The 23428-nt window shown below is 41.5% G+C and carries 20 protein-coding genes; 7 read left to right on the top strand and 13 right to left on the bottom strand.

The genetic code is table 11. The features are described 5' to 3' along the window. Positions 1-538 precede the first annotated feature (538 nt). The 3 genes from ACEYW6_RS05550 to ftsZ all read left to right on the top strand — a co-directional run bounded on the left by ACEYW6_RS05550 (position 539) and on the right by ftsZ (position 3785). Positions 539-1393: a cell division protein FtsQ/DivIB gene (locus tag ACEYW6_RS05550; protein WP_190893998.1), complete on the top strand. Its 855-nt coding sequence runs from the start codon at positions 539-541 to the stop codon at positions 1391-1393. A gap of 730 nt (positions 1394-2123) precedes the next feature. Further along, positions 2124-2414 carry a hypothetical protein gene (locus ACEYW6_RS05545; protein ID WP_242059106.1) on the top strand — a complete coding sequence of 97 codons (291 nt, stop codon included), beginning with the start codon at positions 2124-2126 and terminating at the stop codon, positions 2412-2414. Between the two features lie 54 nt (positions 2415-2468). After that, positions 2469-3785, top strand: coding sequence for a cell division protein FtsZ (gene ftsZ / locus ACEYW6_RS05540; RefSeq protein ID WP_412978938.1), 1317 nt, complete (start codon positions 2469-2471; stop codon positions 3783-3785). 446 nt (positions 3786-4231) lie between these two features. On the opposite strand, the gene gshB is transcribed toward ftsZ, so the two are convergent. The 11 genes from gshB to ACEYW6_RS05485 all read right to left on the bottom strand — a co-directional run bounded on the left by gshB (position 4232) and on the right by ACEYW6_RS05485 (position 17315). Continuing rightward, positions 4232-5206, bottom strand: coding sequence for a glutathione synthase (gene gshB, locus ACEYW6_RS05535; protein WP_412978937.1), 975 nt, complete (start codon positions 5204-5206; stop codon positions 4232-4234). A gap of 217 nt (positions 5207-5423) precedes the next feature. Next, positions 5424-5696, bottom strand: coding sequence for a glutaredoxin 3 (gene grxC, locus ACEYW6_RS05530; RefSeq protein ID WP_196512997.1), 273 nt, complete (start codon positions 5694-5696; stop codon positions 5424-5426). A gap of 254 nt (positions 5697-5950) precedes the next feature. Further along, complete coding sequence (locus tag ACEYW6_RS05525; protein WP_412978936.1) at positions 5951-6676, bottom strand: PEP-CTERM sorting domain-containing protein; 726 nt, start codon at positions 6674-6676, stop codon at positions 5951-5953. 245 nt (positions 6677-6921) lie between these two features. Beyond that, positions 6922-8691: a GTPase HflX gene (hflX, locus tag ACEYW6_RS05520; protein ID WP_412979038.1), complete on the bottom strand. Its 1770-nt coding sequence runs from the start codon at positions 8689-8691 to the stop codon at positions 6922-6924. Between the two features lie 168 nt (positions 8692-8859). Next, positions 8860-9831, bottom strand: a complete 972-nt coding sequence (gene cofG, locus ACEYW6_RS05515) for a 7,8-didemethyl-8-hydroxy-5-deazariboflavin synthase subunit CofG (RefSeq protein WP_412978935.1) — start codon at positions 9829-9831, stop codon at positions 8860-8862. Positions 9832-10163: 332 nt separating this feature from the next. Beyond that, a complete protein-coding gene (locus ACEYW6_RS05510; protein ID WP_412978934.1) occupies positions 10164-11141 on the bottom strand; it encodes an XdhC family protein in 978 nt (325 codons plus the stop codon). Positions 11142-11190: 49 nt separating this feature from the next. Next, the gene (locus ACEYW6_RS05505; protein WP_412978933.1) at positions 11191-13875 is read right to left on the bottom strand and encodes a molybdopterin-dependent oxidoreductase; all 2685 of its coding nucleotides are present in this window, start codon (positions 13873-13875) and stop codon (positions 11191-11193) included. After that, positions 13860-14663, bottom strand: a complete 804-nt coding sequence (locus ACEYW6_RS05500) for an FAD binding domain-containing protein (RefSeq protein ID WP_412978932.1) — start codon at positions 14661-14663, stop codon at positions 13860-13862. Before ACEYW6_RS05500 ends, ACEYW6_RS05505 begins: the two co-directional genes overlap by 16 nt. Positions 14664-14720: 57 nt before the next feature. After that, the gene (locus ACEYW6_RS05495) at positions 14721-15293 is read right to left on the bottom strand and encodes an ureidoglycolate lyase (protein WP_190893989.1); all 573 of its coding nucleotides are present in this window, start codon (positions 15291-15293) and stop codon (positions 14721-14723) included. Positions 15294-15360: 67 nt separating this feature from the next. Continuing rightward, on the bottom strand, positions 15361-16215 hold the full coding sequence (locus ACEYW6_RS05490; protein ID WP_412979037.1) for a polysaccharide deacetylase family protein: 855 nt from the start codon (positions 16213-16215) through the stop codon (positions 15361-15363). 167 nt (positions 16216-16382) lie between these two features. Continuing rightward, entirely contained in the window at positions 16383-17315 is a 933-nt protein-coding gene (locus tag ACEYW6_RS05485; protein WP_412978931.1) for a polysaccharide deacetylase family protein, read from the bottom strand. Between the two features lie 398 nt (positions 17316-17713). On the opposite strand from ACEYW6_RS05485, the gene ACEYW6_RS05480 reads away from it, so the two are divergent. Beyond that, on the top strand, positions 17714-18226 hold the full coding sequence (locus ACEYW6_RS05480; RefSeq protein WP_242059499.1) for a DUF3122 domain-containing protein: 513 nt from the start codon (positions 17714-17716) through the stop codon (positions 18224-18226). 142 nt (positions 18227-18368) lie between these two features. On the opposite strand, the gene ACEYW6_RS05475 is transcribed toward ACEYW6_RS05480, so the two are convergent. Both ACEYW6_RS05475 and ACEYW6_RS05470 read right to left on the bottom strand, forming a co-directional pair. Next, on the bottom strand, positions 18369-18659 hold the full coding sequence (locus tag ACEYW6_RS05475; protein ID WP_412978930.1) for a hypothetical protein: 291 nt from the start codon (positions 18657-18659) through the stop codon (positions 18369-18371). Between the two features lie 237 nt (positions 18660-18896). Beyond that, positions 18897-19736, bottom strand: a complete 840-nt coding sequence (locus ACEYW6_RS05470; RefSeq protein ID WP_412979036.1) for a prephenate/arogenate dehydrogenase — start codon at positions 19734-19736, stop codon at positions 18897-18899. 70 nt (positions 19737-19806) lie between these two features. Here ACEYW6_RS05470 and ACEYW6_RS05465 point away from each other — a divergent pair, with 70 nt between their 5' ends. The 3 genes from ACEYW6_RS05465 to ACEYW6_RS05455 all read left to right on the top strand — a co-directional run bounded on the left by ACEYW6_RS05465 (position 19807) and on the right by ACEYW6_RS05455 (position 22969). Beyond that, on the top strand, positions 19807-21375 hold the full coding sequence (locus ACEYW6_RS05465; RefSeq protein ID WP_412979035.1) for a pentapeptide repeat-containing protein: 1569 nt from the start codon (positions 19807-19809) through the stop codon (positions 21373-21375). A gap of 45 nt (positions 21376-21420) precedes the next feature. Next, on the top strand, positions 21421-22014 hold the full coding sequence (locus ACEYW6_RS05460) for a DUF1517 domain-containing protein (RefSeq protein WP_190901703.1): 594 nt from the start codon (positions 21421-21423) through the stop codon (positions 22012-22014). Between the two features lie 70 nt (positions 22015-22084). Then, positions 22085-22969, top strand: coding sequence for a hypothetical protein (locus tag ACEYW6_RS05455; RefSeq protein ID WP_412978929.1), 885 nt, complete (start codon positions 22085-22087; stop codon positions 22967-22969). The last annotated feature ends 459 nt before the right edge of the window (positions 22970-23428 follow it).

Raw genomic sequence — 23428 nt, 5'->3', positions numbered from 1 at the left:
TAAGCATATCTGTCCTTTTTACACCTGCTATTGAGATTTTGACAATCTCTAGCTTTTGTTTGACCTAGCACAAACCTTTATGGCTGAGTTAATCGGTAAAAAAAGCTACTAGATTGCATGATCTCTATTTGTATAACTGATGAGGTCGGACTGGTATGAATTATAGCAAGGTACACAGAGATTTAGGAATACTTGTTTATCATTTCACATTCAATTTGTCAAGAAAACAAAATCAGAAATATCTAAATTAATATTTTGTAATATTTAGTCAAAAAATAGTGGATGATCGCTTGTCAAAAAGACAACAGTCAGTTAAAAATGGACACCGTAAACTTTAATAGGAAGGATGAATAGCGCCACATTCCTTGTGTAGTTTCTGTAAATTGTTACTAAAAATAAAAAAAGTCTTGAGGACAACGGCTAACAGATGCCGACAGTGTTTACTGAGATTAATAATGATACAAGCGCATAAAGAGTGCTGAGTTAAAATTGCTGAGTTTGGTCAAGGAATTTCGACTGTAACCAGAAAGGGGTTTGAATGGCTGGCATAATATCAGTTTCCCGCACGGATCTAGCCCAGCGTCGTAAGAAATTACGTCGGCAGCGACAGATGAGAATTATTCAGGCTATTTGGCGAACTTTTGCCATTACTGGTTTCGCGGGTGGATTGCTGTGGGTGGCAGTCCAACCAGTGTGGATCCTAAAAACTCCCAAACAAGTAGTGATGAAATCAGGCAATCAATTACTGTCGGATGAGACAACTCAATCACTTTTGGTGCTATCTTACCCGCAATCTTTGTGGCGGATTGAACCGACAGCGATCGCTAACTCCTTGAAAAAACAACCAACTATTGCTCAAGCGATCGTGAGACGCCGTCTTTTTCCTCCTGGATTAAACATCGAAATCCAAGAACGAGTCCCTGTAGCGGTGACTCAAACAGCAAGTGGGCAAAATCAGACCACTGGCAACAAAAAAGTCACAATTGGCTTACTAGATGTAAGTGGGGCCTGGATGCCTTTAGAAAAATACACATCACTGAATCCTACTAAAAAATTACCCAATCTCAGAGTAATTGGATTGCCAAAACAATACTGCCCCGACTGGACTCAACTTCATAAAGCTGTCAGCCAAAGTCCCGTAAAAGTCATGGAAATTGATTGCCAAAATCCAGCGAATATAATTTTGAAAACAGAACTAGGAAATGTACATCTCGGCGTTCTAGGCCCCCAGTTGCCTGAACAAATTAAGCTACTCGCCCAAATGCGCCATTTAGCAACAAAACTCAATTTCGGTCAAATAGAGTATATTGATCTGAAAAATCCCGAATTTCCATTAGTACAAATGAACCAAAAAGACCAAAGATTAACTCCCAAAATCCCTAAAAATATCTAGCGTTTTTAATGTATTGAGCGCTCCTAGTAAATTAAGAAGCTTTATGCTGATAAATAAATTTATGATTTTCAGTTTTCCAGCAAACTGCCCGAAAATCGGCATTAACTTCTAATTAAAATGAGAAGATCAATCATAAAATCTAAATTGTGAGTAAAACACTCTAAATTATGACCCTAATATCTAATGATAGGGTGCAAGATGTCGGACAATCTAATGATGGTCTATGGCGTGCAAAACGCCTTCTGTCTAAACATTCTTCGACTGAACCTAGTGCCCAAAAGAGAAAAATGCTTGAGTTTTTTATTAAGATTTGACCCATGAGCAGAGGATACTAATAAAAACAGTTTACACCGTCATCCAAGCCCAAAGGACAAAAACACTCTAACTTTGGTCTGTTGAGGACACTTTCAAAGACAGGTTACCGAAGCTTAAATAAGTAACTTAAAATACCTCAAAAAGTTGAGTAAACGTTGTTTTTGGGCAATCAGTTTGGACTATTCTCTGCCGTCATTACTATTAGGTTACGAAACCTCTAGGAAAATCTTGATTTGTTGACCACACTAGTGAGGGTTCTCGTAAGATAGACTATTGCTCCAACAAAGTGTCCATTAAGACCCCCCAAACAACAAATTAATCAGGTATAGTCTGACAAGTAAATTCTTACTTATTTCAACCTTAACGATAAGTAAGTATAAAGTAAATTTTGTGTCTAAAGTTGCAATTATTTCCAATGGTGAAACCTATTAACAATATTATTGAGGCAGATAAGATGCGCTGTAATGTGTCTTTACAAGTTATGTCCTCTGCTGAGAATAATGAAGAGATTAATGTCTGGTTGAAGTTATACAGGTCACTTTTAGATAAATGTAGGTATACTTCTCTAGAATTGGCTGTGCGATCGGCTGCGTTAAAAGCTTATCCCATAGCAAATTTTCGCACTGTCAATTCTGTTAGGCTTGGCAGTAGTGGAAACAAGAAAGAACAGTGCCATAGTATTGTGGCAGTGTCAAACTATAGTTGACTCTTAGGTGAATAACACCTGAAAAAGTCGTTTATCTACCCTTTCACAAATCCAATGACACTTGATAATAACCAAGGACTTTCTTATAAAAATTCCCAATCTACGGGACAGCCAGGGTTTTCTCTGGCAGTTAACTCGACCAATCCCTTTAATAACTCCGGGTTGAACTTCGGACAAAATCACGATAATAAGAAGATTTCTGCGGAAAATAGCCGAATTGGCGAGATTGTTCCTGGTCGAGTAGCCAACATCAAAGTGATTGGTGTCGGTGGTGGTGGTGGCAATGCTGTTAACCGCATGATCGAGTCTGATGTCTCTGGGGTAGAGTTTTGGTCAATTAACACTGATGCTCAAGCTTTAACTCTGGCAGGCGCTCCCAGTAGATTACAAATTGGACAGAAGCTAACACGGGGTTTAGGAGCAGGTGGTAATCCTGCCATTGGTCAAAAGGCAGCTGAGGAATCACGAGACGAAATTGCTACAGCTTTGGAGGGTGCTGACCTAGTATTTATCACTGCTGGTATGGGTGGTGGTACTGGGACAGGTGCAGCCCCAATTGTGGCAGAAGTAGCAAAAGAAATGGGTGCTCTCACTGTTGGTGTAGTCACACGTCCATTTGTCTTTGAGGGACGTCGCCGCACCAGCCAAGCTGAACAAGGTATTGAAGGGCTAAAAAGTAGAGTAGATACACTGATCATTATCCCCAACAACAAATTGCTGGAAGTGATCCCCGAACAAACACCTGTGCAAGAAGCTTTTCGTTATGCAGATGATGTTCTGCGTCAAGGGGTGCAAGGTATTTCTGATATCATCACGATCCCCGGTTTGGTAAACGTTGACTTTGCTGATGTCCGAGCGGTGATGGCAGATGCGGGATCGGCATTAATGGGAATTGGCGTTAGCTCTGGAAAATCTAGAGCTAGAGAAGCTGCGATCGCAGCTATTTCTTCGCCGTTACTAGAATGTTCTATTGAAGGTGCCAGAGGGGTTGTCTTTAATATTACAGGTGGTACTGACCTCACTTTGCATGAAGTGAATGCAGCCGCAGAAGCAATCTATGAAGTAGTTGATCCCAACGCCAATATTATTTTTGGGGCTGTAATTGATGACAGACTCCAGGGTGAGGTGAGAATTACTGTAATCGCCACCGGCTTTACAGGTGAAGTGCAAGCTGCGGTACAACAAAGCGTAGCTAACGTTCGAGTAGCACCTAACACCTCGAAACGACCAACAACACAGCAACCCGCAGTTAATCCTCCAACCTCAACTCCAAGTTCAACTCCAACTCCAACTCCAATTCCAGAACCAAAAGAAAAACCTGGATTGGATATACCTGATTTTCTGAGAAACCGACGTACACCAAGGAATTAAAAGATTTTGGATGTGATGATTTTTAGATTAAATTAGCAGTCTCAGGTTAGGCTGAGTGCTGTATAAAATCTGCTAGTTTCAGGGTTTTACCAAAGGCAGGGGTAACCAATCCGTTGCCATTTCTAATTTTGCCAATTGGTAAAGAAAATCGTTAACGCTACTTCTCGTTAATGCTACTTATAGAATGAACTTGGGCAGGAGTCTGCTGGCTCACATGTCCATCTATGCTTTTGGAACAAAGAAACCGGAAGACCTGCCCAACTAGAGATGCGTAGACATAGCTCGTTGTAGATATCGCTACATCTACCCCCGCGATCCATTAAACTCATATTCGATCTACATAAGTACATTTACTTAAAGAAAGTTGCGTGGGAACACGCCCACGCCAGCGTCGAAGGAAGTCTGTTTCCTGGAGAATAGGACACGAAGCAAAAAATAATTTGCATTTATTTTTTGATTTTTACTGCCTGTTCAATCCATTGAATAACCTGATGACCAAGGTGAGCACCATCTAGGCGATCAATCTCACGAATTCCGGTAGGACTAGTGACGTTAACTTCAGTTAGGTAGCCACCAATAACATCAATGCCCACAAAAATTAAGCCGTCTTGGCGTAAGCGATCGGCTATTTCGGTACAGATTTCATACTCTCTCTGGGTAATTTCGGTTTGAGCGACTGTACCACCAGTTGCCATATTATTGCGAAAATCAGTTCCGCTAGAAAGGCGATTGAGTGCACCAATTGGTTCGCCATTGAGCAGGATAATTCGCTTATCTCCTTCTTTTGCCTCTGGTAAATAGGTTTGTACCATTACTGGCACTCGACCTTGGAGGGTACTGAGTTCGACAATGGAATTAAAATTGCGATCGCCTGATTGCAAAAATAAAATTCCTTCCCCAGCTTTGTTACCCAGAGGTTTGAGAACTGCTGCCTCCTTTGCTTCGACAAATTGCCGGATAAACTGCTTATCAGCACTGACAATCGTTTCTGGAATCGCTTTGGTAAACTGGAGGGCATACATTTTTTCATTTGCCCCTCGGATGCCGCTAGGACTATTAATCAGTAGGGTTTTATTTTGATCAATGTAATCCAGAATGTAAGTGGCATAGAGGTAGGAATCATTGACAGGTGGATCTGTCCGCATAAATACGGCATCCATTGTTTCTAAAGAAGTTAAGCAGGAATCGCTCAACTTATACCAAGGATTCGCTGCTACCCAGCGTCCCTCCACCAACTGTACTGGTACAACTTCAACTCGCTGTAGGAAAGCCCAAGCTTTGCCCTCCACCACACTCAGCAGATTTGCCTGAGTCACCCAAACTTCGTGTCCCAGGATTTGCGCTGCTTCAATTAGGGCAACACTGGTATCATGACATGGGTCAAGCAGATGGATGGGATCAATGATAAAAGCCAGTTTCACCCTTTGTACCTCAATCACCAAGAAATTAAATGGTTATTCAACCATTATCTCTTGATGCTCTCACCAATTGACGTATATATGTACTGTTGAGTGGAACCTGGAGGGTAAAGTCTTGTGGATAGATATCACTTTTGTGATAAAAAAGTTCGTACTCTCTCTTCTAAAGTTGTAGCGACTGCCGTGTAATTTGCAGCGGCTTGTCGCTAGCGATCGCAACCTACACGCTATTGCTAGAAGTTAGTAGCTCATCCAGCTTGCCTTGACTATCTAAAGCGTGGATATCATCACAACCACCAACATGATCATCATTGATGAAAATTTGCGGTAAAGAGCGCCGTCCATTTGCTCTTTGAGCCATTTTATTTCTGGCTGCCTCATCTCCATCAATACTGTATTCGATAAATTCAACGCCCTTGTTCTTCAGCAAACTTTTGGCACGGATACAAAACGGGCAAGTTCTCCAAGTGTAGATTTCTACTTTTGCAGCCATAAAGTCCTCAAATTGATTTAATACTTCTTAATTTTAGAACTTTGCCACTGACCATAGCTGCTCTATCCCGTTTTGACTTGATCTTCAAAAGTGGCTAACTGGATTTACATAAATCAGTAATATGATGTTTAAATGCGTAGTTAATAAGCAAATTTTATAGTAATAAGGGAGACACACATGATGCGAATTAAGAATATGGTGACCTAACTGTATATTCTATAAGGGGGTGGATCTGGTGTCTCCCTTAAGAGCTTCTAGGCGACTGTTATTGAAGCTGACACTAAAGGCTTTTTCTTTGCTACTCTCAGTGCACCCACAGCAAATAGACCAAGGGCAACTACTGTAGTAGGCTCAGGCACCTTTTTAGGTGGTGGTGGTGGGGGTGTGTAGTAAGGGGCTTGTCCTTTGAGTTTACTGCTTCCGTTACGATTGTTTCCAGAACCGACACTCATTAGGCGCACTCCAAAGTTTTGCTGAGAAAACTGAGCCAACGTTAAAGCTTGGGAACTATGAGATAAGGTAAAGATGGTAGATTGAATGTCGCCTTTTCCTTGACCTATACCTTCTTGGCCAATTTCTACCCCAGCATCAAAGGAGCCGCCACCACCGTTCAGATTATTACTACCGCTACCAACAGAGTTAATTGTTCCAGCAGGGCCAAATTTGCTAGCTGTTACATCTGTGCCTACTACTTGGAGGCCACTGAGAAGTGAGTCATCAAAAATGTTGAAGAAAACACCTCGTATATCAGCAATTGTGTTGCTGCCAGTGGATAAATAATCTACTTTAAACTGAACTTTGCCAGACCCTGCTATTGCGTCATCTAAGGTAAACTTCACCTGAGTATCCGCACCTGTGAAGTCATTGATAGTGAAATTCATCGAAGCGGCATTAGCAGGAGCAAAAGCAGAAGACGATATCACAACGGCAGTAGCAGCTAAGAAAGAAGGTATTGCTGCGGTGGAAAATAGATGTTTCATGTTAATCAATCTTTTGAAAACAGAATGGTAAAATTCAGTTGCTAATGATGGGAATTTGCTGTTTGCTATGCATGTAAAATCAGATGCACCCATTGACGCTCTTTTACTACTCTAGAGATTCAATTAGAAGTTGTCTATAATACCAGTCCTAGTTCAAAAAGACTTTATTTTTGGCTTTATATAACAAAAAACTCAGTATTAATACTGAGTTTGATGAAAACTAAAAATAGATTGGAATTCAGTGTTTACCGGGAATCAACGGCATATTCAATTAGCTTGGCAAGGCGCTGACGTAGGGTTTCTAATCCCAAGCGCTGACTTGCAGAAATAAACACCGCTAGGGGGAATTCTTCTCTAGCTAAAGCTAGTGTCTCACTATCAGCTTGATCAATCTTGTTAAAAACAACCAGCGCCGGCCCGGGAGTTATTGGCATTTGTGCCAGGATTTCTCTGACTGAGCGAATATGACGCAACCAAGCCGGATGAGACAAATCCACCAAATGTAGTAGGGCATCGGCTTCTGTGACTTCCTCCAAGGTGGCGCGGAAGGCATCCATTAACGATGCAGGCAGTTCGTGTATGAACCCTACCGTATCTGTAATGAGAATTTCTTGATGTTCATTTGTTTCGCCATAAGGAATCACTAGGCGGCGGGTGGTAGGATCGAGAGTGGCAAATAACTGGTCGGCTGTATAAACTTCTGCATTGGTAAGAGCATTCAGCAAAGTGGACTTACCAGCGTTGGTATATCCAACCAAAGCCACTGAGGGAACTTCTCTATGCTGTCGTCGCTGCCGTAACCGCGAACGATGGGACTGCAACTGGTTCACTTCTTTTTGCAGTCGAGAAATGCGCTGCCCAATGGCACGGCGTTCAGTTTCTAGTTTGGTTTCACCAGGACCACGAGTCCCAATACCACCACCCAAGCGGGACATGGTGCGACCTCTACCAGCTAGTCGCGGTTGCATGTATTCTAGCTGTGCTAATTCTACTTGCAACTTACCGGCACGAGATTGAGCGCGTTGGGCAAAGATATCCAAAATTACTTCGGTGCGGTCAACTACGCGGATACCAATTTGCATTTCTAAGTTGCGAACTTGGGAGGGGGAGAGATCGCGGTCAAAGACGACGAGATTAACTCCTAGTGTTTGGGCAGTTAGGGCAATTTCTTGCACCTTACCTTCGCCAACTACCGTCTGGGGATGAATGCGCGATCGCTTTTGTTGTATTGTCTGTAATACATCTCCCCCAGCAGTATCAACTAAACGTGCCAATTCTGCTAGGGTGTCTTGGAATTGTAGGGGAGTTATCTCACTGGTCATCAGCCCCACAATTAGCACACGATCGTGGTCAGCATCTACTTCCTGGGCGACAAATTCGCGCTGGAATTCTGCTTCCAGATTTTCTACCAAGTCTATTAAATCCTGGTCTGCTAGATCATCCAAGCTCAGAGGTGGCGATATATTCCAACTTGGGGTTTGGATTTGTTTAGAGTGAGCGAAGCCGAATTGGCTTTCTTCTACTTTGACAGCAGCAGGACTAGGAATCAGGGTGCGAGAGTCTTGGGGTGTCAGATGAGCTAGATAAGCTTCTTTGACATACCCAGTTGCACCGCCTCCCCGCCGTGTAAATCCCGTTCCGGTAATATTTAGGACAACAAGGGCATCTAAGCGTTGTAGTGCCATAGCCGTGAGCGCCGCTTCGTTGGGCGGTTCTGGCTTCAGATGGGTGGCAATACAACGAATACCACTGAGTCGTTCTGCACCGTAACGGGGTAATTCCATCGGTGGTATTTGCGTTTGACGCGGTGTGCCTACCCCGACGCGAATCACTTGTCCGCGACGGTTGATGTAGGCGCACACAGGCTGATTGACTTCTGTGCTAATTGCTGCCAGACGCTGGGAAAACTCAGGCGTGGTGATGCGATCGCCTGGTATACGCTGGTGATACAGCCGCTGTAGTTGCTTCAGCTGGCTGGACTTCAAACCTTGGAGATTTCCAAAAATAGTCTCTATAGGCGTTTATGACCAGTTAAATGGCCCCCCGAATCCTTATATGTCTATTTTACAACAGGGTTTAGGCTCCTATCTCTCTCCTTTGAGGGATGCATTGTGAATTAGTTCACGGCGGCTATTGATTTGACGCTATTTTGGTGGTGTTTGTCTGCACCTCGGCGAGCCATGTTAAACCAATAACATAGTATTCCGTGATCGCTTCACCGCTGTTTGTAATTCTCCCGACAACCAGCTATCAAATTGCGGATAAATTGGCGATCGCGGCACCAATTCCCACCCAGCAGGCTGTAAAATTTCTCTCAAAGCCTGTTCCTGAACATGGGGATAATCAGGATTCACTTCATCTTTTGGCCCAATTCCACCTAAATCTCGCGCACCAGCTTCAATACAAGCAAGTAACCATCGCTCATCCTTAACTAAATTCGGGGGAATTTGAATAGTAATATCTGGTGGTAAAATTTGACGTGCCCTAAAAATTACTTCTGGCAATTGATGGGGATCAAAAGGTGGTGCATCAAAAGTTTGCTGATGTCCAGGACTATGAGGTTGCAGGATGACTTCTTGAATGTGATGATAACGTTGGTGAAAGTCAGATATAGCTTCTAAAGTTTCCCACCAATCATCAGCGGTTTCTCCAATTCCTAACAGTAACCCAGTTGTAAAAGGAATCTGCAACTCTCCCGCCCATTGCAATTGTTGTAAACGAACTTCTGGTAATTTACTCGGTGCGTGCCGATGCACAGTATTTAATAATGTTAGTGTTAACTGTTCTAACATCAGCCCCATCGAAACATTCACACACTTGAGCTTTTCCATCTCTTTAAAACTCAATGGTCCTGCATTGGTGTGTGGTAAAAAACCCATTGCAAGCGCTAACTCACACAAATCATAAATCCGTTGAAACCACGCTTGACGTTTTGGCGATTGGGGATGCACTTCCCCGCTAAGGATAAGGATTTCACAGACTTTTTCGCTTTGAAGTGGTTTTAAAATACTTTCTGCATCTGAGAGACTCATCCAGGCACTTTTACCCGGTTCATTGCGAAAATTGCAGTAACTACAGCGATTAAAACACTCGTAAGTAGGAACAATTGTATAAGCAGGACTATAGGTTACAAGACGACTATTATTAATTGGCATAAGCAGGATAATCTATTAGTAAAAATAACGATCCTATTACGGTTATTATATGGATGTACAATATGAACAGTTCATCCATTAATTATGCAACACGACTTTTTTTGTATCGGAGTTAATAGTTTATCGGTCTCTAGCTGTTCAATTACTAATATACTTTTTAGGGTAAGTAAACTATCAGGCGAATTTGTAAGCGATAATCAGCAACTAAAGTAGGAGATGTTTACCAACTATTATTAGGCGCAAAATTTTTTTATGGTAAGATAGAAACTTTTGCCGAGCTGCAAGCGTGGAGAGGATTAAGGATTAAGGTGCAATGACTGTAGGAATCATAACTAATTATCGAGACTTAAATTTTTTTCAGATAAAGAAGTTCCAGTACCACCACGACGAACTTTAATTAACTCAGCACAGATACTAACAGCGATTTCCTCTGGCGTTAAAGCACCAATATCTAAACCAATTGGTGCATATATTTGATCTAAAAATTCCGGCTCGTAACCTTCATTTTGCAGCATTTTGTACACAGTGCTGACTCGTTTATTGCTGCCAACCATGCCAATATATTTTACTTTATACTTGCATAGCAGACGTAAAACTGCTAAGTCTTGTAGATAACCTCTGGTAACTAAAGCGACATATAAATTAGTATTTTTATTTAATATTTCTTGAATTGAGGTGATAGGTTGTGCTAGCACCCGCGAGGCTTCAGGAAATCTTTCTTTTGTGGCAAAGTCTGAGCGATCATCTTGTACAATAACTTGAAAACCTGCTATATGGGCAACCTGCGCGAGGAAAACGGCAATATGTCCTGCACCAATAATCAATAATGTTGGTGGTGGTAGTAAAGGTTCAATTAATGCTGTGGTGTGTAAAGATGCAATTACTTCTATTTCTAGGAGTAGGTAAGGTTTTTCATCTATATTAAAGGGCGTAATAATTGTTCCAGATTGCCCAGATGTTAAACTATCTAGAATTTGATTAACTAAGTTTAAGCTTTCACTACCTGACCATAACTCTAATAATACCTGCATTGTGCCACCACAAACGCCTTGAGTTTCTCGTTGTAGTGCACCAGATAAATCAATTTCTACAAATTGTTTTTTACCTGTTTTTAGTACTTGCAAAGCTTGCTGATAAACTTTTGCTTCCCCAGCGCCACCGCCAATTGTTCCCACTGTTTTACCATCGGCGCTAATGAACATTTTCGCACCTACTTCTCTGGGTGTGGAACCTTTGATACTGGTGACGGTGGCTAAAACTACAGCACTTTTTTTTAAAGTTTTTGCTAGTTGTTGATAGAAGTTAAGCATGATGAGAACAAACCGCAGAGGCGCAGAGTACACAGAGGAAGAAAAGAGTTTAAGGTGAAGAGTTATTTAGTTGTCGCCAAACTCTTTCGGGTGTCATGGGGAGTTGGTATAGTCTACAACCTGTGGCGTTAGCGTTATGCGAAGCGATCGCAAGCGCAGCGTGAATCGCATTTGCAATAGCTGGCGCTGTACAATTGGTGGTAATTTCCCCGACACCTTTAGCACCAAATGGGCCGTGGGGGTCGGCTTGTTCTATTAAAATTACTTCTATTGGTGGCATATCTGCCGCTGTGGGGATGCGATATTCTCGCAATGTTGAGTTTAAAATACATCCTTGTTCATCAAATAATAGTTCTTCACTTAAAGCATAGCCAATTCCCATTGCTATTCCACCGATTGCTTGTCCGTGACAAATTCGCGGATTAATTGCTTTACCTAAATCAATTGCTTGCACACATCGTAAAACTTGAATTTTACCTGTTTCTATATCAACTTCTACTTCCACACCTTGAACAGCAAAAGTTAAAGTTGATTCATCTGCTGCATAAGTTACCTCTTCACTTATTTCTTCTCTGCGTTCTCCGCACCTTAGCGGTTCGTTTTCTAATCTTCCCCGTAATTTTTCAGATGCTAATTTGACTGCTTGTCCAGAAATATAAACTGTTGCAGAAGCATAAGAACCAGCATCAAAAGGTGTTTGTTGGGTATCTCCAGAGATAATATTAATATCCGCAACACTCACACCTAAAACTTCTGCTGCTATTTGCCGTAAGGTAGTATCTGAACCAGTCCCAACATCTACGGAACCAGTTCTTAATTCATATTTACCATTAGCTAAAAGTGATATTTTAACTTTGGCAATGTGGATTTTAGATAATCCACTACCTTGCATAGAAACGGCAAATCCCACACCACGGCGGTGAGAACCTTCTACGCTTGGTGGTGTACCAGGAACGTAACCAAGTGACTGCGTAACTTTTTTACAGCATTCAAGAACGCCGTAACTACCAATTAAGTTAAAATGGTCTTCAGACTTCCCTAAATTAATTACATCTCCCGGACGAATCAGATTTTTCAAACGCATTTCTATAGGGTCAATATTGAGCTTGTGAGCAATTTCATCGATTTGACTTTCCATTGCAAAAGTGCCTTGAGTTGCACCATAACCGCGAAATGCACCTGCTGGCATTGTATTTGTATAGACTGCAAAACCCCGCAATCTTTTATTTGGGCAACGATACAAACCTAGAGGGATGTAACCTGATAAAAATACTACTGTCTGTCCATGATTCCCATAAGCACCTGTGTTACCAACTATTTCCATATCTTGGGCAACAAGTGTACCATCTGCTTTGACACCACTTTTAATTTTGATTGTCATAGCATGGCGGCTATTTGTAGCAGTAAATTCCTCTTTTCTGGTAAATTCCCACTGTACAGGTTTACCTGTGCGGAGGGTTGCTAAAACACAGAGGTCTTCTGATAAAATTTCTTGTTTGTTACCAAATCCACCGCCAAGTTGGGCTTTATAAACACGGATTTTATCTTGAGGAAAGTTGAAAATTTGTGAGAGTAACCGCTGACAGTGAAATGGAACTTGGGTACTGGTACGCACAACTAGAGTACCATCTGATTCTAGCCAACTAATAGTAATATGGGGTTCTAGGTGAACGTGTTGTACTGCTGGTAATTTGTAAGTGTTTTCGACAATTAAATCTGATTCGGAAAAGCCCTTTTCTAAATCACCAGATTCAAGAAAAATTTGTCCAGCAATGTTGCGGTTCCTATCAGTAATTTGTGATGATTCTGGTTCATCATGAATTACAACGCCGCTATCATTCATTGCTTGCATGGGGTCGATAATATATGGTAGTATTTCGTAATCGACGGTAATTAGTTGACAAGCTTGTTCGGCAATAGTTGCTGATTCTGCAACTACAGCAGCAATGCGATCGCCTACAAATCTTACTTTATTATCTAATAGGTAATGATCTAACGGATCGGGAACTGGTTCGGCGTGTCCGGCGGTGGTATAAGGTATTCTGGGTACATCTTCGTGGGTGAAAATCGCAACAACGCCGGGGAGTGCTTTGGCTTCTTGGGTGTCAATTTTGCAGATACGGGCGTGGGGATGAGGCGATCGCAGTACTTTAAGATGTAATAATTCAGATGGTGAAATATCTCCTGTATAGGACGCTTTTCCGCTGACAATTGCTGCACCATCCTGTTTGGGAATGCTTTCTCCTACTGAGTGGGGAGTGGGGAGTGGGGAGTTTTGAGTAGGGAGTGAGGAGTTTTGAGAAAGTCGAATACTGTCAATAATCGCTTGGTATCCAGTACAGCGACAGAGATTTCCTTTTAAAGCTAAACGCAATTCATCTTCTGATAATTCCGGCAATTTTATTGCACTCATAATCATTCCAGGAGTGCAAAAACCACATTGAAAACCCTGTGCTTCCAGAAATGCTTGCTGCATCGGCGCAAGTTTACCATCCTGGGAAAGTCCTTCAATAGTAGTTACCGATTGATTTTTAATTCGCATTGCCGGATAAATGCAACTATGGATAGGTGTATTATTTACCCAAACTGTACAAGCACCACAATCGCCAGAATCGCAAACACGATGAACACTAAAGCAGCCTAATTGACGTAATAAACTTAAAAGGCTAGTTCCAGGGTGACAAGTTTGTGTATAAGATTGATTATTAACTTCAAATTTTAAGTTTTCTGGCATAATAAAGCTGATAGCGATCGCTTGATTAAAATTGCCGTTAATTCTCGGCGATAAATTGCACTCGCCTTGGCATCTTCAATAAAATTTACCTTCTGTAAAAACGCGAAATCTTTCATCTCTACATCGTCAAATTCTAGCAGTTGGGGTGCAGCAACACTAGCACCAATAACACAGCGCACTTGTTGATAATTGCTAGTGCTTACCACAATTGCTAAAGCTGGGTCAGTTGCTGTAATTCCAAAGCGTTGATAATCAGTTTTCCATTTTAAATGGGATAGTGGAATCAAAACCCGCCTTAATATTTCTCCTGGTTGCAAAATTGTGGATTTAAAACCAAGTTGAAAATCTTTTGCGGCAACTTGATGCGACTCTCCTTTAATATTGTAAATTTCATAAGTTGCACTCAAAGCCACCATTAATGGTGCTAAGGTTCCCACTGATAAAGCAAGACAAATATTACCTCCCACTGTTGCTACATTAATTATTTTTAATGATGCTGCTAGTCCAGCAATCGCACTTTTTAATCCCTCGACTGCTGTCCATTCTGTTAACCAGGGATATTCTAATAATTTAATTAATGGACAAGTCGCACCAATAGCTAAATAATTTTCTTCAACCTCAATTTCTGACCATCCTAAACGCTGAATATCTACCAATACTTTTAGATATGGTTGTGGTTCGGAAAATAGCCACGTTCCACCAGCTAACCAAGCACAACTTTCATCCCAATTGGTGATAGTTTGAATATTTTCAGGATTTAAATAAGTTTCGACGTTTGGCAAATCCATCTTTTATTTAAACGCAGAGGAACGTTGAGGGAAACGCAGAGGTTTTTCAGGATTGTATTAAATATCTAGCTGAATTGTATAGCCTAATCTTTTGGGTAGGGAAATCTTATAAACATCGCCTTGATTCATCTCGTCTGGTGTCTGCATTTGATTTAAGGCAGTGACGACTTCATCAGAATTTGCCGTGAGAATGATGACGGAGCGATCGCAAGCTATGGGAAAATCATGCCAGGTGCCAATATGTAGCAATAATCCGTAGCCAGGGGAGAACCGCAATGCTTTCACTTGATTTAAGTCTGGCAAGGTTTCGCCATTATCGTGATTAGGCGATGCTAACACCATAATAAATGGTGATTGTCCCAAACCGATAAACATTTGGGTCATGTGCATATGGCGTTCTAGCCAGATTATCGGTGGATATCCTGGCATAATTTTTGCTGTTCTGAAGGTTGCTGTTCCCCGATAGCTAAAGTCAATATTTTCGCCTTCTATTACTCTTTCTTGATAAAAGGGAATTCCTAATCCAGGTTTGCTGACTTCATCGCCTAATAGATGTCCATAGGGTTTGATGTTTTCTGTGTCGGCTTCGATTACAGGGATTTTTAGAATTTGGTTTTGTGAAATAGTCATAGTTTTAACGTAGACACGTAGTGGCTTGCCGCAGGCTACCGTAGAGGATGCAGAGAGAGGAATGATTTTATTGTGATTGATTTCTCCAATTGTAAATACCTTCGCCTGTAGCTAGCCAAGTATCAGGTTTATTTTTAATATGTAGTAAACATTGTTTCAAATATTTTAACCGTAGTGGTTGACCAACAATAAATGGATGCAAGCCAATTGCCATTACTCGTCCTTGGGATTCTCCATCTTGCCAGAGTTGGTCAAATTGGTCTGTTATTGCTTGGGCAAATTCTACACCAGAAAATCGGTTACTCAAACATAAGCTAATATCATTTGCTTCTATCGTATAAGGAATAGCCAATAAACGACCATTGGGTAATGGATACCAATAAGGTTGGTCATCGTTTGCCCAGTCAGCGGTGTAAACAATTCCGGCTGAATACAATAATTCAAAAGTTGATTCGGTAATCGAAAATCCTGGAGTTAACCAGCCTTTAGGTGTTTTTCCAGTAGCTTGACGTAGCAAAATTAGAGTTCTATCAATTAGATCTATTTCTGTTTCCCGAACCATGCCACTATGACCAGTAGAATTATTAATGCCATGTGCCATTACTTCCCAGCCATATTTATGTATGGCTGCCATAATTTCGGGGTAAAATGTACAAATTTCGCCGTTAACTGCGGCTGTTACCGGAATTTCTAACTCGGCAAATAGTTCAAATAAACGCCAAATACCAACACGATTACCATAGTCTCGCCAACCATAGTTAGCAATTTCTGGATAACTATTTAAATGAGGTTGAATTGCTGTTCCTAGTGTGCCAAAACTGAAATGTTCTACATTCATCACCACCCACACAGCAACTCTGGCATTATTCGGCAATTTTAATCCGGGACGTTGCGTAATTGGTTGAAAAAATGGAGGCTGCATCATGAACAATTAAAAATTAAAAATTAAAAATTTATTCTTTTCGCAAGCAAGTAGGTACAGTTGATACTGATTACTCCAAATTCAAAACTCCTAATGAGTAGGACAAAAGGGTAGTCACTAATTTACCTAGTGTCGCCAAAATTTGAGGTGTAGCTGCCCGTAGCATATCACTGATGATTAAGCTGATGATTTGGATGTTCATGATTTGTGACGACAGGTGATGCTGCCGTTACCAAGTTTTTTTCTTGGGCTTGGATTTCCAGTAGTTGGATAATTGTCACAAATCTATAACCTTGCGCCTTCAAAGCATTGATAATTTGTGGTAAAGCTTGGACAGTCCGAGAACGATTGCCACCACCATCATGCATCAGGACAATTGCCCCTGGTTTGGCGTTGTTTAGCACATTTTTGACCAATGTTGGCACTTGAGGCGAAGGACGTTTAGCGTCTCCTGACTCTTCTGACCACATCATGACAGCGTAATTCTGATTTTTGGCGTAGTTGGCTAATCCATTATTCAAAAAGCCGCCAGGAGGACGAAACAAAGTAGTTTTCACTCCTGTAGTCTTGTAGATGATGTCTGCTGTGTGATTTATTTCATTAGCCGCAGTAGCTGCGTCCATGTGACGATACCAATGATGCCATGTATGATTCCCAATTACATGACCATCAGCAGCCACTTGCTTGGCAACTTGGGGAAAAGACTTTACCATTTGCCCAAGCATAAAGAATGTCGCTTTAATATTATTTTTCTTCAAAATTTCTAAAATCTGTACCGTATTTTTGGGGTCAGGGCCATCATCAAAGGTCAAGGCGATGACTTTCTCATTTGCTTTTAGTTTCACCTGATAAATGATTGTTCCCTGAAAAGGCTTTGGTACTTCATTCATCTGGTCTTTAGCTGGGGTGATAGACTCTGCATCTGCACTCATTTCCCTACCTAAACTCGTTTTAGCACTCTCGGCTTTTGGCTTTTGAATTTCGAACAGATGGTCAAGTTTAGTTGTGCCTACAAGCAGACTGAGACCCCCACTACCTACACCAGCAAGCAATGTAATAACTACTACCTTTAATAACTGTGATAATTTAAGATTAGACACATTAAATCTCCTTAAATATTAGTCATTAGGCATTGGGAAGAATTTAGCCCCTATTATTTACTCCCTCATCCCCCCACTTCCCTATTACATCACTCGTACTCTGTTGTAAATTAATATCTCTGCTGCCAAAAGAAAAAAGAATAAAAGACCTTGAAACATTCTAGATAAAGCTAATAGGAGTCCCCATTTAATTTGCACTAACTCGCCGCCTACATACAAAAGTGCCATTATAGTAAGCTGGATAAAATAATACTCAATGTATTTAACTGGCAAGTAAAATCAGCAATGATGGCAGTATAGCTGTAAGCAGGAGAGATGCTAGGGCGTAGTTGACCAATAGGGCATCTTGGCGGAGCATCTTTGGCTCTGTTCCTGAATTTTGCTGTAAAATGTGTCACATGAAGCGAAAATTTCAACAATATTTCTGGTGTTGTGCCCTAGTAGTGTTTCTAGTATTAACTGGATGTGGATGGAGTGTGCAATCAGCACAAGCACTGCTACGTCAACACCATGACTCTCCGGGTGTCTTACGCTACCACTCACAAGTATCCATCAAAGATGAAAAAGGATATGCTTGGCAAGTACTGCTGTTCAAACAGAATTACACTAGTGCAGTAAAAGACTTACGATTGCGCTTGGTTGCTTTTCCTAATATTGTTGAAATTGCTCACCACCAACCATTATTGATTGAGACAGCAGCAGGAAGATTACTGAATGCATCGGATGCATACGCTTTAGCTACACCCGTCTCTAATGTGGGCGAATATAACCTAACTGATATCTTACCGAAATTACCAAAAACTGAAGCACTCAAACTCTATGTGCCACTCTCTGGTGGACAGCAACTAATTCTCAACATATCCAACACTGTAGTCACTGAGTGGCAATGGCTAGTTAATGAGATTGATTGATTTTATGCACCTAAAGTTTAATGTAAAAGCATTAAACATAAGAATAACTCAATGGTGATGTGGGGCATGATAACTGTTTTCAAAGCCAGAGATTCCAGTCTTCATACGCTTATAGCCTCCCACATCACACGCAGCATTAATGTTAGTCTTGAGACTCCTCAGAGGTAGTTTCCGATTCGGTTTCAAGTTCTTCTGTTTGGACTTTTACTGGAGGTTTAACGGGTTTTGGTCCACGCGCTAGGGCAGGATTCCCCTGCTGTCTGTTTTCATCTCCATAGGATGCTTTTTTCCCAGTGCCAGACGAGCGATTACGGCTCGGTTTGGAGCTTTTGGGGTTGGATTCAATAGGAGCTATAGAATCCGTATTTTCGGAGTTGTTGTCAGTGCTTGCTTGGGACTGACGTTCCGATTTCTTGATTGGGCGTTCTATCATTGTTTATTTTTGTAAATTTATCTGTATAGTACATCAGTTTGGTGACGATAAAACTGGCGAGTAGCATTTTGTAAAGATTTTGCTGTTACAATTATTAAATGGCTATATTTATTGATTTGCGAAGAAAGCAGCTACGCGGCTTGATTAACTACCTCAAAAAGCATTCACAACCAATAAACAATTAACTCACAAAATGTTGAAACGGGTGCGTTATCAATAACATAACGCACCCTTAAACTAATCAACAAAATTAGGTCGTGCCTTACCAGTTGATTTCAACTTTTGCTCTAAAACTGCCCAATTTTCTTGCTCAATTAAGTTAGTCAACTCATCGAGATTTTGGCGATACTGTTGCAGCGATCGCAGCAATGCTTGACGATTATACCGCGCCATCATCACACCCAATTCTGAATTTCCACCACCTACACGGCTGGTATCCCGAAAACCTGAACTAGCTAACTTTTGGGCTAATTCCAACACATCGGGGTCAGTTTCACTCAAACAAGCAGCAATCAAGGAGGAACTGACCATTACAGGTAAATGGGAAATCCAACTAACAGCGCGGTCATGTTGCTCAGGTTGACAATGGTAGATATTAGCCCCAAGCGATCGCACAATTTCTTCCACAACCGTAATTGCACTAGTTGGTGTTGTCGCTATCGGTGTTAGTACATAAGGCTTATCAACAAATAAATGTCGCTGTGCAGCTTCTATTCCACTGTCTGTCCTTCCCGCCATTGGGTGACCGCCGATAAAATTATCCCACAGGGGAGAAATCGCCTTGACTATCTGTGCTTTCGCCGAACCCACATCAGTTACGACGGTAGTGGTAGATAAATGAGCGATCAACTGTTCAAATTGGGGCACAATAAGCGCTAGAGGTGTACAAATAAATACAACCTCTGCGGCTGTCAATAGACTCAGATCAACGGATGCTTCATCAACACTGCCGAGAGCAACTGCCTTTTGACAGGTGGATTCACGGCGACTGACTCCTAAGATATGATGTCCTTGCGATCGCAAATCAAAACCCAAAGATCCGCCTATCAGTCCCAGTCCTAAAATCCCAATATTCATTTTTGATTTTGACATTCCGTTTTTTATGACTTTACCAACTATTAAAGTTGGCATCCAAGGGGTAGCATCAATGACTGTAGAGGAATTACTGGAACAATACGCAGCAGGAGTCTTAAACTTTAGTGGTGTTGACCTCGCGGAAGCTAACCTGAGTGGGGCCAAACTCACTGGCGTGAATCTTAGCGATGCTAATTTGAGTATAGTCAACCTAAGTGGCGCGAATCTGAGTGAAGCTAACTTGAGCAATGCCAAGCTGAATGTAGCAAGATTGAGTGGGGCGAATCTATGTAGCGCCATCCTAAACAACGCCAGCCTCAACGTCGCTAATTTGATTCGAGCGGATCTGGGTCGCGCTCAACTTAGAGGAGCCACATTGATCCGTGCCGAGTTAATTCGCGCTGACCTCAGTCGCGCCGACTTGTCGGAGGCTGACCTCACCAGTGCCGATTTGCGAGAGGCGACACTCCGCCAAGCGAATCTCCGTCACGCGAACTTGAGTGAAGCTGTCTTAAGAGGCGCTTTCTTGACAGGAGCAAACTTAGAGATGGCTAACTTAAATGCTAGTGATCTTAGTCGTTCTGACATTAGCGGCGCAAATTTACGAGATGCCGAACTCAGACAAGCGAATCTCAGTCATGCTAACTTGAGCGGAGCAGATTTGAGCGGGGCGAACCTCCGATGGGCAGATTTGAGCGGCGCAAATCTCCGGTGGGCAGATTTGAGCGGTGCAAAATTGAGCGGAGCTACTTTAATTGGCGCAGATTTAAGCAATGCCAATTTAACAAATACAATTTTCATCCACGCCGATTTAACTCAGGCAAAATTAATAAGGGCGGAATGGATTGGTGCTGACTTAACAGGAGCAACATTAACAGGAGCAAAGCTTTATGCCACCTCCAGGTTTGGTTTAAAAACTGAAGGCATGATTTGTGAATGGGTTGATCTTAGCCCCGCAGGCGATCGCTCCATTATCCAAAAGTTTCATTCGGAAGACTCACGAGACTTTTTTAACGAAACACCGCCAACAATCCGAATTATTGTTGATGCACCCATAGAACACGAAGCTAATTTTGCGATCGCTGGCGCTTACTACCAAATTGCTCAGGAATACCGGGGACTAAAACAACCTCCAAGCATCGAAATTAGTCGTCGTCGAACTGTTTTCACATTTCATGTAGATAGCGACGAAGCATTATTTCCTACTGCTTACATTGTGATTCTTCCCTTTCTAGATGCAGCATCTACCCAAAAGAATATTTCCAGTTTGATGGAAATTATTAACGGTGAAATTGTTACAAACCAAGATTTAAAATCGCCCCAGATGCTGAAACAATTAAATATTCTTCTAGATCAAGCCATGAGTCAGGCTACAACAATTAAACAGATGAAAAAAAATATCGAAGTAGCCGCAAAGTTAAATTTTTGCAAATCCCCAACCCAAATAGTTTTAACGAATTCCAGCGCCCACACTTTGATTATTTATGACCATCCCAACTTTGGGAAAAGATTTATTAATCGTTCTGCACTCAATGCTTTAATTTATGATGATATAGCCACTGAATCAACAAAATATGATATATTACCTTCGTTAAATATGGTTATGGAATTTGTCAAGGGATTTCACTATATTAGTCATTAGTTATTAAACTCATAACTAATGAAAAAATAAAATTTGGAGGAAAGAATGCGCGATACCTTTAATAAAATGATCGGTCGAACTCGCTATGTAGTCTTTCGCCTATTTCTGCACTTAGGGGGAGGTGAGGTAGCACCAATTTTGGGAGTATTAAATAGTGCTGGACGGGATGCGATCGATGCCGATGGCGACTTAGAAGTTTTGGGAGAAGGATTGGTAGAAATTAGCCAAACCTTATTGCAATATGATGAATATTGGTTGTCTGCTGCCAACGAAGGCGATGTATTTTTTGATGAAGGCGAGGCAGGAGATTACGTGAATGAATTATTTACTGACTCTGCCCAAAGATATCTGAGTGAACCAGATTACAGTTCTGACTCTGGATTGAATGAACCTTTATCTATACCTGTAACCCGCAACGTCATTGTGATGCTTACAGTAGCTTATGAAGGAGAAGTACCAGAGTTAGAAACTGATCTTTCTAACGTTCAGGCACTCAAGGAAGGATTGAAAGCATTGATAAATTTGCATTATAAACATAGATTGAAGGCAATCCAAGTACATTTCTCGCCAGCACAGTTAGGCGATGAACTCACTAGCGATCAACTATTGCAATATTACCCAGAATTGATTCCTTTGTAATCTGTTGGGTAGTCCGTACTTACTACTCACATCGAGAAATTGTTAAGCTCAGAGATAGGACAATAATCCAATGATCATGACCATAGTACGTAAATTTACAGCCGTTTTTTTAGCTCTGAGTTTGTGTATGACAACTGTTGCTTGCGGTGGGGGAAACGAAACTACCCCTCCGGCTAAGAACGTTAGCCAAACCTCCACTAACACAAAGTTGAGTGACGGAGAGTATCAAATACAACAAGCTACATACGACGATGCAACTGGTGAGTATAACCTGTTTTTACTTAACAATAAGCCCCCAACCTTTGCAACCGAAAATTTGCAAATGGCACGGTTAACTGATGATGAAATTAAGCAGGGTAAAAAGACATATCTAAAGGTAGATAAAGGACAACCAGTTTTATATCTAACGGAAGACTTTAAAATTGAGTACGTCCACAACGTTACCGAGAATAAAACCAATCCTCAAACAGGACAACAAGAGACAGTTGTAGTCCGTCGAGAAAATAGCTTCTGGGCACCCTTTGCTGGGTCTGTGGCTGGTAGCTTGGCCGGTCAGGCAATTGGTAGTATGTTGTTTAGACCCCAGTATTATGTACCCCCTGTCTATCAATCAGGACAAGGATTAACTGGCTTTGGTGGATATGGCGGAAGCTATGGCCAAGCAGTTCAAAGCTACCAAACTCGGTACAACGCGCAACCCGCAGCCGTGAGAAATCGCACTGCGTTCCGCAATACAGGAACAATTAGAAGGTCATATCCTGGAAATTCAACTGTACGCAATACACCGCGTAGTACTACAGGTAATAATCGTCCTTCTGGTTCTGGTTTTGGTGGTAGTACGTTGCGGCCCTCTGGCAGAGCTACTTCACCTAGACGCAACTCTGGTAGTGGTTTTGGTAGTGGGCGTAGTACAGCACCTCGCCGCTCAACTGGTTTTGGCAGCAGACGCCGTTAATCAATTCCAAATTCAATAAATAGACTGCCTAACAAGTAAAGGTAGTTGTGTATAACGAAGCCGGAAGTTAACAAGTCAATCTTCCGGCTTCTCTTTATATCGATGCAATTTGTGAGGAGGAATTATTAATTATTCGGTTAAATAATATGAAATACTAAATACAAATATTGCTAAGAGAATAGGAATCATTTTACTAAAGTCTATTTGCCTTTTTTGAACCATTTCTAAACAAGATATTGGAATCATTAGAGGCCAGAAGATAGTTGTTACCAAAAATATCACAACCGATAAAAATTTATCTTCTGGACTGGAAGCAGGATGACGTAGAGAAAATATTAACCAATTGCTTAAAAAATAGCATGTCATTAATAAGTAACCAATAGTTAAAGTCAGTTGTATCTGATTCACCGTAAGTACTCCTGAAGTTATGTGAGCTTCACCAAACATTAACCGTACAAA

The organism is Nostoc sp. UIC 10607 (assembly GCF_047228265.1).
Taxonomy (GTDB): domain Bacteria; phylum Cyanobacteriota; class Cyanobacteriia; order Cyanobacteriales; family Nostocaceae; genus Nostoc; species Nostoc foliaceum_A.
Note: the sequence above shows the minus strand (reverse complement) of the source record. Positions and strands in the feature narration are given on the sequence as shown.

What these genes read in the sequence shown, in the direction of transcription:
- ACEYW6_RS05550 (WP_190893998.1), top strand. Translation starts at nt 539, where the DNA reads ATGGCTGGCATAATATCAGTTTCCCGCACGGATCTAGCCCAGCGTCGT.
- ACEYW6_RS05545 (WP_242059106.1), top strand. Translation starts at nt 2,124, where the DNA reads ATGGTGAAACCTATTAACAATATTATTGAGGCAGATAAGATGCGCTGT.
- ftsZ (WP_412978938.1), top strand. Translation starts at nt 2,469, where the DNA reads ATGACACTTGATAATAACCAAGGACTTTCTTATAAAAATTCCCAATCT.
- grxC (WP_196512997.1), bottom strand. Translation starts at nt 5,696, where the DNA reads ATGGCTGCAAAAGTAGAAATCTACACTTGGAGAACTTGCCCGTTTTGT.
- ACEYW6_RS05525 (WP_412978936.1), bottom strand. Translation starts at nt 6,676, where the DNA reads ATGAAACATCTATTTTCCACCGCAGCAATACCTTCTTTCTTAGCTGCT.
- cofG (WP_412978935.1), bottom strand. Translation starts at nt 9,831, where the DNA reads ATGCCAATTAATAATAGTCGTCTTGTAACCTATAGTCCTGCTTATACA.
- ACEYW6_RS05510 (WP_412978934.1), bottom strand. Translation starts at nt 11,141, where the DNA reads ATGCTTAACTTCTATCAACAACTAGCAAAAACTTTAAAAAAAAGTGCT.
- ACEYW6_RS05505 (WP_412978933.1), bottom strand. Translation starts at nt 13,875, where the DNA reads ATGCCAGAAAACTTAAAATTTGAAGTTAATAATCAATCTTATACACAA.
- ACEYW6_RS05500 (WP_412978932.1), bottom strand. Translation starts at nt 14,663, where the DNA reads ATGGATTTGCCAAACGTCGAAACTTATTTAAATCCTGAAAATATTCAA.
- ACEYW6_RS05495 (WP_190893989.1), bottom strand. Translation starts at nt 15,293, where the DNA reads ATGACTATTTCACAAAACCAAATTCTAAAAATCCCTGTAATCGAAGCC.
- ACEYW6_RS05490 (WP_412979037.1), bottom strand. Translation starts at nt 16,215, where the DNA reads ATGCAGCCTCCATTTTTTCAACCAATTACGCAACGTCCCGGATTAAAA.
- ACEYW6_RS05480 (WP_242059499.1), top strand. Translation starts at nt 17,714, where the DNA reads ATGAAGCGAAAATTTCAACAATATTTCTGGTGTTGTGCCCTAGTAGTG.
- ACEYW6_RS05475 (WP_412978930.1), bottom strand. Translation starts at nt 18,659, where the DNA reads ATGATAGAACGCCCAATCAAGAAATCGGAACGTCAGTCCCAAGCAAGC.
- ACEYW6_RS05470 (WP_412979036.1), bottom strand. Translation starts at nt 19,736, where the DNA reads ATGAATATTGGGATTTTAGGACTGGGACTGATAGGCGGATCTTTGGGT.
- ACEYW6_RS05465 (WP_412979035.1), top strand. Translation starts at nt 19,807, where the DNA reads ATGACTGTAGAGGAATTACTGGAACAATACGCAGCAGGAGTCTTAAAC.
- ACEYW6_RS05460 (WP_190901703.1), top strand. Translation starts at nt 21,421, where the DNA reads ATGCGCGATACCTTTAATAAAATGATCGGTCGAACTCGCTATGTAGTC.
- ACEYW6_RS05455 (WP_412978929.1), top strand. Translation starts at nt 22,085, where the DNA reads ATGATCATGACCATAGTACGTAAATTTACAGCCGTTTTTTTAGCTCTG.